The sequence below is a fragment of the Streptomyces sp. NPDC096132 genome (assembly GCF_044763345.1).
Taxonomy (GTDB): domain Bacteria; phylum Actinomycetota; class Actinomycetes; order Streptomycetales; family Streptomycetaceae; genus Streptomyces.
Genome location: NZ_JBIWGA010000009.1, coordinates 23169 through 36117, shown reverse-complemented (window position 1 = coordinate 36117; position 12949 = coordinate 23169). Strand labels below are relative to the sequence as shown.

The window sequence follows — 12949 nt, the reverse complement described above, 5'->3', positions numbered from 1 at the left end:
GGGCGGTGCCTCGGTGGGGACGGGGCGGCGCCGTGAGACAGGAAGGTAGAGGATCGTTGAACGATCCTTCAATACCCCTGTTGTTTCGTTCTTGTCTTCTGCGGTTGAATTCCGGGCATGGCAGAGCAGCTGGCGGGACTGGCCGACGACCGTGCCCTCCTGGGGCGCACCAGCACGGCCGAACGGGTTTCGGACATCCTCAGGAGCCGTATCGCCGACGGCTTCTTCCCCCCGGGGACGCGCCTGTCGGAGGACAGCATCGGCGGGGCGCTCGGGGTCTCCCGCAACACGCTCCGCGAGGCGTTCCGGCTGCTCACCCACGAGCGCCTGCTCGTCCACGAACTGAACCGGGGCGTGTTCGTCCGGGTCCTGACCGTCGAGGACGTCGAGGACATCTACCGCACGCGCGCGCTCGTCGAGTGCGCCGTCGTACGCGGGCTGGGCGAGCCGCCGTACGCCCTGCAAGCCCTCCGGGGGGCCGTCACCGAGGGCCAGGTGGCCGCCGTCGAGAATGACTGGAAATCGGTGGGTACCGCCAACATCCACTTCCATGGCGAACTGGTCGCCCTGGCCGGCAGCGCCCGCACCGACGAACTGATGCGCAGCGTCTTCGCCGAACTGCGCCTCGCCTTCCACGTCGTCGACGACCCACGACGGCTGCACGAGCCGTACCTCACACGCAACCGCCAGATCCTCCAGGCCCTGGAGGCCGGCGACCGGGTCGGGGCGGAGAAGCTCCTGGAGGTCTACCTGCGGGACTCGCTGGAACGGGTCGTCGAGGTGTACCGGCGGCGGGTGGGAGAAGGGGCCGTCGGCGGGGGTGACGACTGAGGCCGTCCGGTGGCCTTGTGACGGCGGTCGCATCTGCGGTCGTTTGGGTCGTTGTCAGACCGAGGACCTACTCTGTGCACCGTGACTTCGCCTGCATCGACGGACCGTGTTCCGCCCCAGCTCAGCGCGGGGCCGCGCCCCGCTCCGGGCCCGGCCGCCGACGAGGGGCTGGCGCGGCGGCTGCGCGCGCTCGCCTGCACCGCGCCCATCCACGACCTCGACGCGCGCAAGGCCAACCTCGCCGGTGAGTACTCGGTCTACGGCATGGCGGAGATCGCCCTCGCCGCCATCGACCTCGTCACGCTGAACATGGACTTCGACACCGGCGCCGACCACGACCAGATCGTGGCCCGCCTCCTCCCGCGCATCGCCGCACAGGCCCCCCAGCGGCCCGTCGCCGAGCACGAGCGCGTGGCGCGCTGGGTCCTGGAGAACCTGATCAACGTCGGCAGCGTCGACCGCGGCTTCCGCGCCGTGTACGGCACCTTCGCGGCGGACGGCACCTATGTGCGCCGCGATTACGACTTCAAGCTGATCGAGGAGGTCCCCGGCTACGGCGGCGCGGTCTACCTCCGGACCACGGACGAGGCGGTCAACGTCCTCGTCGGAGCCCTCGACACCGACGTCACCAGCGCGCAGATCGCGGCCGAGGTCAAGCTGGAGGTCCTCATCCGCCGCGGCCGCCTCGCCGACGCCCAACTCGCCGCCGAACAGGCCCGCTACCGCACCGTGCAGTACTCGGAGACCCTCCGCAGGGCCCTGGACGCCACCCGGCGCAACGTCCGCGCGGTGGACTGGCTCAACGCCGTCCCCGACATGATCGCCGAGGCCCTCGACCACGTCGCCGACCGCTACCGCCACGAGAACGCGATCCTCACCAACATCCGCAGGGCCCGTGACGAGATCGAGGACGCCGAGAACAAGCGGCGGGCCGCCGAACTCGTCGACATCGTGAAGGACTGCATCCGGAGGCACACACAGCTCCAGTCCCGCCTGCTGGAGGCCGGCCCGCTGTTCCGCGCGGAACAGGACCGGCAGGCCTTCGCCACGCCCATGACGTCGTCGGGTATAGACCTCTACGGCCATCTCGTCGCGCCCGTGCTCCCGTTGCCGCTGGAGCAGGCGGCCAGGGTCACCGGCGCGTTCTTCGCGAGCGGGACCGGGTTCCGGACGCCGGTGTCCGTGCGGGTCACCGATCTGGTCGACCTGCTGCTGACACCGCCGGTGGAGCGGGAGCACCTGGGGGCGGAGATGCCGGAGCCCGACCTCATCGCCACCCCGGACGACAGCCGCTTCAGCGAGGAACAGCTGGCGGTCGCCAAGGAGCTGCTCGACCTGCCGGCGGACGCGCCACGGCGGCTGTCGGGCCTCCTGGCGGAGGCGCGGCGCACCGGTGACCTCGAACTGCCGTACCTGGTGGCGCTGCTGGCGGTGCATGCCGCCAGCCCGGCCGTGGGCACGGCCTACCGGCAGGGCGAGGAGAAGCTGCTGTTCGCCGTGGACGACGGGACAGAGCTGGACGACCCCGAGTTCGGCGGCGCCGACCTGATAGTCGGCACCGCCCTGCTGGACGCCGCGGGGATGGCGGCGGACCGCACGGAGGCCGCATGAGCCGGGCCGGGACCGCAAGGAACGAGTACCAGAACACCAAGGAGCCGAAACCGTGACCGAGCACGTCGAGTGGAGCGACACGGAGGCCCCCGCCCCGGCGGTGAGCGCCGCCGTCACCCCCGCCGACGCCGCTGACGCGGCGCGGCTCGTCGCCTTCGGTCTGCAGCCCAAACTGCAGCCCGCGCGCGACCAGGAGTACGCCGATCTGCTGCGGCGCCACCGGGAGGACCCCGCGTTCGCCCGGCTCGCCGACGCCGTCGCCGCCGGGCTCGGCCTGGTCGTGCTGGAGGTCTCCCCGCGCGCAGGGATGGCCGTGACCGCCGCCGAGGACTCGGTGTTCGCGGTGCGGATGGGGGACTACGCGCGTCGCACGTCCGCCGACGGCGGGGACCGTTTCCTGCACGGCCTCGCCCATCTCGCGGTCGCCGCGATGGCGTTCCCGCGCCCCGAGGACCTCGCCGACGACGGATACATCGGGCGGGTCAGCGTCCACGGAGTGGACTCCTTCGTGCGCCAGGCCTGCCGTCGGCTGGAGGAGCGCGCAGAGGAACAGGGCGAGAACACCGACCCCGCCACCGACGCGCCCGGGCTGGAGGCCGCCTGGCGGATCTGGGCCAGACGCAGCGCCGCGGGTGCCACCAAGGACGCCCGCAGACTCGCCGGTTCGACCACCGGCATCGTCGGCAAGGCCGTCGCCTTCCTCACCGACTCCGGCTTCCTCCAGCGCACCGGCGACGACAACGGCGGTACGTACCGCACGACGGCCCGCTACCAGCTCCAGGTCCGCGACATGGCCGGCAGCGCCGCCCTCGCCGAGCTGCTGGAACTGGGCGTCGTCCCGGTCACCGACGGCACACCGACGCTGCTGCCCGCCGAGGAGACCGACGACCTGGAACTGGTGGCCGACGCCGGGCTGCCGTTCCACTCCTAGAGCCTCCTGGCTCCCCACCCCCCCCGATCTGCCGAAGACTTACGAGAGTCCGCCATGTACGAGCTGTCCCGGGTCCGCCTCTACTCCATCGGGCCCGCCGGTGCGCGCTACGCCGACACCGTGCTTGACCTGCGGGGCGTCGGTGACGTCGTGCCCGACCCCGCCCCCATGCAGGCGGAGTTCTTCGAGGAGGAGCCCGTCGGCCCGCCGCGCCGGCCCGCGCCCGCCGGCGTGCTCTTCCTGGAGAACGGCGGCGGCAAGTCCGTCCTGCTCAAGCTGATCTTCTCGGTGATGCTGCCGGGCCACCGCAACACCCTCGGCGGCGCCAGCTCCGGCGTGCTGCGCAAGTTCCTGCTCGCCGACGACTGCGGACACGTCGCGTTGGAGTGGCAGCACGTCCTGACCGGCGAGTGCGTCGTCGTCGGCAAGGTGAGCGAGTGGCGCGGACGGCAGGTCTCCAACGACCCGCGGAAGTTCGCGGAGGCCTGGTACTCCTTCCGCCCCGGACCCGGGCTCAGCCTGGACAACCTCCCCGTCGCCGAGTCCACCGCCGTACGGCCGCCCGTCGAGGGCGCCTCCGGGGCACAGGGGCGGCGGCGCACCATGAAGGGTTTCCGGGACGCCATCACCGAGGCGGGGAAGGCGTATCCGCACCTGGAGGTGCACTGGGAGGAGATCCACGACCGGTGGGTCGAGCACCTCACCGAACTCGGCCTCGACCCCGAACTCTTCCGTTACCAGAGGGAGATGAACGCCGACGAGGGCGAGGCCGCCGGCCTCTTCGCGGTCAAGAAGGACTCCGACTTCACCGACCTGCTGCTGCGCGCGGTGACGGACACCCGCGACACCGACGGGCTCGCCGACCTCGTCGGCGGCTTCGGCAACAAGCTCGGCCGACGCGCCGAACTGATCGCCGAACGGGACTTCACCGCCGGATCGGTGGACCTCCTCGGGCGGATCGTGGAGGCCGCCGAGGCGCGCTCACGCGCGCGTGACATCCACACCGGCGCCGAGCGGCGTACACGCGCGCTGGCGCGCCGGCTGTCCGCGCGGGGCGTCCAGGAGCGGGTAAGGGCCGCCGACCTCGCCCAGCGGGTCACCGCCGCCGCCTACACCGTCACCCACTCCGAGGGCGGGCGTGAGCGCAGCGCGCTGATCGCCGCCGAACTCGCCTTCCGGCATGCCTCGTTGGCGCTCGCCGCCGCCGAGAAGTCCGCGGCCGCGCAGAAGCGGGAGCTCGCCGACGCGCGCACCCTGCACTCCGCCTGGCAGGCCGCCGAGGCCGTACTGCGCCACCGCGCCGCCTCCGACCGGGCCGCGCGCGTGTCCGCCGCGATCCAGGAGGCCGAACGCGACGCCGCCCCGGCCCTCGCCGCCCGCGCCAAGGCCGCCGTCGATCTCGTACGCGCCCTGCACGCCGCCGCCGAGAGCGCCGAGGCCCTCGCCAACGAGGAGGAGGAGCGCTCGGCCGCCCTCCAGGAGGTTGGCGAGAGCGCCTACCGGGACTCCACCTCCGCCGCGACCGAGGCGCAGCGCGCCCGCAGCGAGATCGGCCATCTGCGGCAGCGGCTCGCCGAGGTCGAGCAGGAGACCGCCGAGGCCGTCCGCGCGGGCTGGCTGGACGACAGCGCGCCCGACGCCGACCCCGCGCGCGCGGCCCTCGCCGCGAGCGACGCCGAGAAGACGGCCGTGGCCGCCTGGGACACCGCCAGAGAGGCCTCCCGCAGGGCCACCGAGCACGCCCGCGAGGCCGCCTCCGCCGAGTCCCGCGCCGAGCTGACCGCCGCCCGGGCAGCGGACGCGGCGACGGCCGCGAGGCGGTCGTACGAGGCCGAGCACCGGCTCGCCGAGGCCCTGGCCGGCGAGGAGCGGCTCACCGAACTGCTCGGCCTGACCGGCGGCGCCCCACGCGGACCGATCCCGCAGCCCCGGCAGGACGGCGACACGGCCGACGGTCCCTCCCTGACCCCCGAGGACCTCGACCGCTGCGCCGACGAACTGCGCGAACTGCTCGACGAGGCCGTCTCCTCCGCCGAACGGCAGCTGTTCGACCTGCGCACCGCCGCCGCCGACGACTCACGCATCCTCGGCGCGCTCGGCGACGGCGGGCTGCTGCCGCCCGGCCCGGACGTACTGGCCACCGTCGAGTTCCTCGGCGAACACGGCATCCCCGCCCTGCCCGGCTGGCGCTACCTCGCCCAGGCCGTCGACCCCGCCGACCACGCGCGCGTGCTCGCCGCCCGCCCCGAGCTGGTCGACGGCGTGATCATCACCGATCCCGACTCGCACGCACGCGCCCGTGACGCCCTCAGCGACGCCGCGCTGCTGCCGCGCTCGGCCGTCGCTGTCGGCACGGCCGCCGCCCTGCTCGCACCAACCCCGGGCGCGGACTCCACCAGCGGGGACGTCTTCCTCGTACCGCCGAACCCGGCCATGCACGACGAACACGCCGCCGACGAGGAACGGCAGGCGCTGCGCGCGCGGGCCACCGAGCGGGACGAGGACATCCGCCGGCTCGCCGCACGGCTCGGCAAGGACCGGGAGCTGGCGGCCCGGCTCGCCTCCTGGCGCACCGGCTGTCCAGCGGGGCGGCTCGGCGAACTCGCCCAGGCCGCCGGGGACGCCCGCGCCTTCGCCGAGGAGGCCGAGGCCGAGCTCGCCGAGGCACGGACCGTACGCGCCGAGGCGGACGAGGCCGCCGCCGAGGCCGCGCAGGTCCGCGACGAGAAGCAGGAGACCGCCCAGAAGGCCCGGCGTGCCGCCGACGCCCTGGCCGGGCTCGCCTTCCGGCTGCGCGAGCGGGCGGGCTGGCAGGTCAAGCTGCGGGAGCTCGCCGACGAGGCCACCGAGTCCGAGGCCCGCGCCCAGGCCTGCCTGGAGCGCGCCCGCGCCGCCGACGAGGACCGCCGCGGCGCCCAGCGCGCCGCCGACGACGCCCGCCGCACCGCCCGTGCGCTGCGCGCCGAGCGCTCCGAGATCGCCGGCGCCCCCGACGACGTACCTGAGGACGACACGGACGCGCCCAAGTCGTCGCTCCCCGCCCTCCGCGAGGCCTACCGGGCCGCCTCCCAGGTCTACGAGAAGGTCGGCGTCGGAGCCGACCTACGGGCCGAGCAGGCGCGCGCGGAGAGCGACGAGAGTGCCGCCCGTGCCGAACTGGACCGGCTGAGCAACAAGGTCCGCACGCGCGCGGAGCAGCTGCTGCAGTCGCCCGACGGCTCCGACGGGCCCTCCCGGCAGGCCGCGGCCGCCCGGGCCGAGGAGCTCGTACAGCTCCTGGAGACCCGTATGTCCACCGCGAGCGAGCAGCTCGGGCGACTGCGCGGCGAGGCCGAGCGGCACGCGCCCGAGGACGGCGAGGCCCACACCGAGCTGCCCGAGGAGCTCCAGCCGCGCGACGCCGAGCACGCCCAGGCCCTGCTGCGCACGGCGACGGCTGAACTCGCCTCCCGCACAGAGGCCCTGGCCCAGGCCCGCGAGGCGCACGCCGAACTGCTCGACGCGCACCGGGCCGCCGAGGACGCGGCCGGCGGCTTCGACGAGATCGCCGCGATGCTCCGCGACCTGCTGCGCGAGCACACCCCCGAGGACGAGCAGGAGGCACCGGAGCCCTACCCCGGGAACCTGGAGGAGGCCCGCCAGTCGGCCGCCGAGGCCCGTCGCTCGCTGCGCGGCTGCGCCGCCGACCTCTCCGCCGCCGAGTCCGCCGTACGCGAGGCCAGTGACGTGCTCGTCCGGCACGCCAACTCCACGCGCTACGAGCAGGTCCGTACGCCCGCCCGCCAGCAGATCCGCGAGCTGCCCGCCTCCGCGCTGCCCGAGCACGCCCAGAAGTGGGCGGACGCCTTCGCGCCCCGACTGCGGGTGCTCACGGACGAGTTGGAGCAGCTGGAGCGCAACCGGGACTCGATCGTCGACCGGCTGCGGGGACTCGTCGAGTCCGCGCTCGCGACGCTCCGTTCGGCCCAGCGGCTGTCCCGTCTGCCCGAGGGGCTCGGCGAATGGTCCGGCCAGGAGTTTCTGCGCATCCGCTTCGAGGAACCCGACCAGGCCACGCTCACCGATCGGCTCGGCGAGGTCATCGACGAGGCGACCCGGGCGGCCGTGAAGAAGAACTCCGACCTGCGGCGCGACGGCATGTCGCTCCTGCTGCGCGGTGTCGGCGCCGCGCTGCAGCCCAAGGGCGTCGCCGTCGAGATCCTCAAGCCGGACGCCGTGCTGCGCGCCGAGCGGGTGCCTGTCGGTCAGATGGGCGATGTGTTCTCCGGCGGCCAGCTGCTCACCGCCGCCATCGCCCTGTACTGCACGATGGCGGCGCTGCGCTCGAACGACCGCGGCCGGGACAAGCACCGGCACGCCGGCACGCTGTTCCTCGACAACCCCATCGGCCGCGCCAACGCGACCTATCTGCTGGAGCTCCAGCGGGCCGTTTCCGACGCTCTCGGCGTCCAGCTGCTGTACACCACCGGCCTGTTCGACACGACAGCGCTGGCGGAGTTCCCGCTCGTCATCCGGCTGCGCAACGACGCCGACCTCAGGGCCGGCCTGAAATACATCAGCGTCGAGGAGCATCTCCGCCCGGGACTGCCCCAGGCGCCCCAGGCGGGCGGGGCGGTGCACAGCGAGATCACCGCCACCCGGATGTTCAAGCGCCCGGCCCCCAGCACCCCGTAGAGGTCGACCCGGCGCGCCGGACGGATGCCCGGGCGCGCCGGACGGGCCCTCAGGAGTGGGACAGCTGCCCGGCGCCGCCCTGACGGCGTATCCGCTCCTGCGCCCGCTCCGCCGCCCGGGCCTGCCGCCGCATCCGGCGGCGCTCACGGCGCAGCGAGCGGGCGGTGCTGCTGGGCGTCGACACCACGCCGTTGCGCTGGTTCCACACCTGTCGGGTCACCCAGACGTCCAGCACCGACCATGTGGCCACGACGGTGCTGACCACACTGCTGATCACCATCGGAAAGGCCAGCCACGACTCGGCGAGAGTGGACAGGAACGCCACCATCGCCTGAATCAGCGTCACCGCGATGATGAGGACCGCACGCACGGCCGACGTACGCACCGGGTCGGGCAGCCGGCGCCGCCGCGCGGGCTCCTCGACCCACAACGGCCGGTATGCCGCTCGTTCTTGAGGTGACGTGATAGCGCCGTCGGCGCCGTCCCGCGGGTCAGCGCCCCGCTCGTCCACCGGGAGACCGCGATCCGGTGTCTCGGGGCCCCGCAGCGCCGTTCCCCGCCTCGTCGCGCCCTCTTCGGGCGCTTCGCGCCGCTCCGCCGTGCCCATCAACGTGTCACTCCCCACCGCCGGCAGACCGCTCACCTCCGGGTCGAAGACCCGGCTCCCCAGTGGCTGCCCGGCTTGCTCTGTTTTACGCCGCCGAGGTGCGGACTGCGGCTCCTGTGGCCGATTCCGCCCCCAATTCCCAAAGAGTAGGACGGTCGAGAAGCCGCGAAGATTCCCAAGTTGCGAAAAATTCTGGCCAAGTCGCTTACGGTGCCGATCGGATCCGGTCTTGTCGTCGAGGCCGGTTTCGGGGCGGCAATCGCCTGTATTGCCCTGACACCTCCGCATGTTCCCACCGCGGAGCGGAAGTTCGGCTTCCGGACAGGTCTTCGAGTTAACTGTGCGTCGGTAGTAGGCTCGCGCCGTTTGTTGACGCACATGCGTACCCCCTGTCGCTGGGGGTTCGAGCTGGGGGAGGCCATGCGCTTTCGCGGGAAGTCGATCCGCCGGAAGATCGTGGCGCTGCTTCTCGTGCCGCTGGTGTCCCTGATCGCGATCTGGGGCTTCGCCACGGTACTGACGGGCCGTGAGGCGAATCGGCTGTTCACGGTGTCCGCCGTCGTGGAGAAGGTCGGCTACCCCATCGAGGACACGGTCCGTGTCGTCCAGCAGGAGCGCCGGCAGACCCTCGTCTACCTCGCCGACCCCCGTGCCTCCGACGCGCTCTCCGCGCTGCGCCGCACCCGGACCGCCACGGACGAGGCGCTCGCCGAGATCCGGCGGAACGCCCAGGACTCCGGCGTCCGCGACGTCCTGGACCAGGACGACGGCGACGGTCTGACCGCGGTGCTCGACGCCTTCGACGGCGTCGACTCCCTGCGCCGCAGCGTCGAGGAGGGCACCGTCACCCGGGCCCAGGCCCTGGACCTCTACAACCAGCTCATCGACCCCTGTTACACCCTGCTGGCCAAGCTGGACGTGGTCGACAGCGTGGAGATGGACAAGCAGTACCGGGCCCTCGTCAGCGTCGCGCGTGCCCGTGAACTGCTCTCCCAGGAGGACGCCCTGCTCGGCTCCGCCCTGGTCGTCGGACGGCTCAGCCGCGAGGAGATCCGTGACGTCTCCGACCTCGAGGCCCAGCGCGAAGTGGTCTACGACATCAGCCTCGCCCAGCTGCCCACCGCCGAGCGCGAACGCTACGAGAGCTTCTGGAAGAACGCGACGACCGCCCCGCTGCGCACGGCCGAGCAGGCCGTCATCGCCACCACGCCCGGCGGCATGCCCCGCGGTGTCACCGCGCGCAACTGGGACACCGCGGCCGGAAACGTCCTCGACGAACTCGGCACCCTGGACGAACAGGCCAACGACCGTTACCAGGACCGCGTCCGGCCGGTGGCCATCGAGGTCATCGTCAAGGCCGTCGTCGCCGGTGTGCTCGGCCTGGTCGCCCTGATCCTCTCCCTCGTCCTGTCCGTGCGCATCGGCCGCGGCCTCATCCGCGACCTGCGCCAGCTGCGACTGGACGCCCACGAGGCGTCCGGTGTGCGGCTGCCCAGCGTGATGCGCCGCCTCTCCGCGGGTGAACAGGTCGACGTGGAGACCGAGGTGCCGCGCCTGGAGTACGACAAGAACGAGATGGGCGAGGTCGGCCAGGCCCTCAACACCCTCCAGCGCGCCGCGGTCGAGGCCGCCGTGAAACAGGCCGAACTGCGCGCCGGTGTCTCCGAGGTCTTCGTCAACCTCGCCCGCCGCAGCCAGGTCCTGCTGCACAAGCAGCTCACCCTGCTCGACACCATGGAGCGCCGCACCGAGGACACCGAGGAACTCGCCGACCTCTTCCGGCTCGACCACCTCACCACCCGTATGCGCCGGCACGCCGAGGGCCTGGTGATCCTCTCCGGCGCCGCCCCCTCCCGGCAGTGGCGCAAACCCGTCCAGCTCATGGACATCGTGCGCGCCGCCGTCGCCGAGGTCGAGGACTACGAACGCATCGAGGTCCGCCGTCTGCCGCGCCTCGCCGTCACCGGCCCCGCCGTCGCCGACCTCACCCACCTGGTGGCCGAACTCCTGGAGAACGCCACGGTGTTCTCCCCGCCGCACACCGCCGTCCACGTCCTGGGCGAGCGGGTCGCCAACGGGTTCACCCTGGAGATCCACGACCGGGGCCTCGGCATGGCGCCCGAAGCACTCCTGGAGGCCAACCTCCGGCTCGCGGAGACCCCGGAGTTCGAGCTGTCCGACACCGACCGCCTCGGACTGTTCGTGGTCAGCCGCCTCGCCCAGCGCCAGAACGTCCGGGTCTCCCTGCAGCCCTCCCCCTACGGCGGGACGACCGCCGTCGTCTTCATCCCCGACGCCCTGCTGACCGACGACGTCCCCGACACCAACGGCATCGGCTTCCGCCTCGACCGTCCCCGCGCCCCGAAGGCGGCCGAGGCGGGCGAGAGCCGCAGGCCCGCGCTGTCCTCCTCGGTGCAGCTCCCGGGGATGCCCGCGTCCGTGCTGGACGGCCCGGTCGAGCTGGAGGCCCCCGTCGACCTGGACGCCCTCGGCGACTTCCCGGCCGGCCTGGACGAGGAGGACGACGAGCGCGGCGGCCTCTTCCGCCCGCGCCGCTCGCTCACCCACCCCGAGGACAACCCGTCCGTCGCGCCCGTCGAGCAGCACCGCAGGTTCCCGGACGGCGGCGGCGAGCCGGACGGCACCACCGATGACCCGGCCGCTCTTCTGCCCCTGCCCAGCCGCCGCACGCCCAAGCTGGTCAGCTCGCACGGCCGCCCGGTCACCGACCAGCGTCCCCGGCGCCCGGAGACGGACGACGAGGCCTCGCCGCGCCCCGGACCGCGTGGAACGGACGCCGACGGACCGGCACCCCTGCCCTCGCGCCGCCGCGGCAGCGGAGCGCAGATCCCGCGGGGCATCGGCGCGACCGAGTTCCCGGCACTGCCGGGCCGCCCCGGACACGGCACCGACGACCCGTCGCAGCAGCCCGCCCTCCCACAACGCACCCGCCAGGCCACGGCCGCCGCCGACGACCAGGACCCCACGGTCACCCGCAGGGACACGCCGCCCGACCCGCGCGCGGGCGGAACCGGCGGCCTCGCGGAGCACACCCTCGGAAGCGGACCGCAGCACGGGACGCCTGCCGGCGGACCGCAGCACGGGACCCTCGGTGGCGGACTCCAGCACGGGACTCCCGGTACTGGGTCGCAGCCCTGGGCCCTGGGTGGCGGGTCGCAGGACCGCGGCCTCGGTGGCGGGCCTCATGACACCGCCTCCGCGCCGGGAGCCCTGCCCCGGCGCGTACGGCAGGCGAATCTGGCTCCGCAACTGAGGCAGGGCCCGGCACCGCGCACGGAGAACCGCTCCGGCCTCGAGGACCGGGACGCCGACGAGGTACGCAGCCGTATGGCCTCGCTCCAGCGCGGCTGGCAGCGCGGTCGCGCGGAGAACGCCGCGGGCGACGAGACCCACAGCGGCACAGCACCACAACGAACGACAAAGGGGGACGGTCGATGACCGCACCGCAGGCGACCGGCCACAGTAACAACGGCGAGCTGAACTGGCTCCTCGACGAACTCGTCGACCGAGTCGCCAGCATCCGCAAGGCCGTCGTGCTCTCGGGCGACGGTCTGGCGACAGGGGCCTCCAGGGACCTGACCAGGGAGGACAGCGAGCACCTGGCCGCCGTCGCCTCGGGATTCCACAGCCTCGCCAAGGGCGTGGGCCGGCACTTCGAGGCGGGCAGCGTCCGCCAGACCGTCGTCGAACTCGACGACGCCTTCCTGTTCGTCACGGCCGCCGGTGACGGCAGCTGCCTCGCCGTCCTCTCGGACGCCGACTCGGACGTGGGGCAGGTGGCGTACGAGATGACCCTCCTCGTCAAGAGGGTCGGCGTACATCTGGGCACCGCGCCGCGCACCGATCTGCCCTCGGGCGGGTAGTGGGATGGCATGAGCACAGACGGTCAGGGAAGCAGCCACTGGTTCGACGACGAGGCCGGACCGGTCGTCCGTCCGTACGCCATGACGCGCGGCCGCACCACCAGTGCGGTCCAGCACCGCCTCGACCTGATCGCGGTGGTCGTCGCCGAGCCACACGCGGACGATCCCGAAGGGGACCACTCGCTCTCCCCGGAGCACGTGGACATCGTGGACCTGTGCCGGGAGGCGCCGCAGTCGGTCGCCGAGCTCTCCGCCGAGCTCGACCTGCCCATCGGCGTGGTACGGGTCCTCGTCGGAGACCTCGTGGACGCGGAATTCGTCCATGTGAACCGGCCCGTACCCCCGGCCGAACTGGTCGACGAGAGTATTCTGCGCGATGTGATCAACGGCCTCCGGGCGCTGTGAGCAGCG

8 protein-coding genes are annotated in these 12949 nt (G+C 73.2%); 7 read left to right on the top strand and 1 reads right to left on the bottom strand.

Going from position 1 to position 12949, the window contains the following annotated elements:
* Nucleotides 1-117 precede the first annotated feature (117 nt).
* From ACIRF9_RS22065 to ACIRF9_RS22050, 4 genes are all read left to right on the top strand, one after another.
* Complete coding sequence (locus ACIRF9_RS22065) at nucleotides 118-831, top strand: GntR family transcriptional regulator (RefSeq protein WP_403824709.1); 714 nt, start codon at nucleotides 118-120, stop codon at nucleotides 829-831.
* An 81-nt stretch (nucleotides 832-912) separates the two neighbouring features.
* Nucleotides 913-2442: a hypothetical protein gene (locus ACIRF9_RS22060; protein ID WP_403824707.1), complete on the top strand. Its 1530-nt coding sequence runs from the start codon at nucleotides 913-915 to the stop codon at nucleotides 2440-2442.
* 52 nt (nucleotides 2443-2494) lie between these two features.
* Nucleotides 2495-3373 carry a hypothetical protein gene (locus ACIRF9_RS22055; protein ID WP_403824704.1) on the top strand — a complete coding sequence of 293 codons (879 nt, stop codon included), beginning with the start codon at nucleotides 2495-2497 and terminating at the stop codon, nucleotides 3371-3373.
* A gap of 54 nt (nucleotides 3374-3427) precedes the next feature.
* Nucleotides 3428-8047 (top strand): hypothetical protein, encoded by a 4620-nt coding sequence (locus ACIRF9_RS22050; protein WP_403824702.1) that lies wholly within the window; start codon nucleotides 3428-3430, stop codon nucleotides 8045-8047.
* Nucleotides 8048-8096: 49 nt separating this feature from the next.
* On the opposite strand, the gene ACIRF9_RS22045 is transcribed toward ACIRF9_RS22050, so the two are convergent.
* Complete coding sequence (locus tag ACIRF9_RS22045; RefSeq protein ID WP_403824699.1) at nucleotides 8097-8654, bottom strand: hypothetical protein; 558 nt, start codon at nucleotides 8652-8654, stop codon at nucleotides 8097-8099.
* A gap of 420 nt (nucleotides 8655-9074) precedes the next feature.
* On the opposite strand from ACIRF9_RS22045, the gene ACIRF9_RS22040 reads away from it, so the two are divergent.
* Genes ACIRF9_RS22040 through ACIRF9_RS22030 form a run of 3 tightly spaced genes read left to right on the top strand, consistent with a single transcriptional unit; the run spans nucleotide 9075 to nucleotide 12943 of the window.
* Nucleotides 9075-12113, top strand: coding sequence for a nitrate- and nitrite sensing domain-containing protein (locus ACIRF9_RS22040; RefSeq protein ID WP_403825490.1), 3039 nt, complete (start codon nucleotides 9075-9077; stop codon nucleotides 12111-12113).
* On the top strand, nucleotides 12110-12538 hold the full coding sequence (locus ACIRF9_RS22035; protein WP_403824697.1) for a roadblock/LC7 domain-containing protein: 429 nt from the start codon (nucleotides 12110-12112) through the stop codon (nucleotides 12536-12538). Before ACIRF9_RS22040 ends, ACIRF9_RS22035 begins: the two co-directional genes overlap by 4 nt.
* A gap of 9 nt (nucleotides 12539-12547) precedes the next feature.
* Nucleotides 12548-12943: a DUF742 domain-containing protein gene (locus tag ACIRF9_RS22030; protein ID WP_403824695.1), complete on the top strand. Its 396-nt coding sequence runs from the start codon at nucleotides 12548-12550 to the stop codon at nucleotides 12941-12943.
* Nucleotides 12944-12949 lie beyond the last annotated feature (6 nt).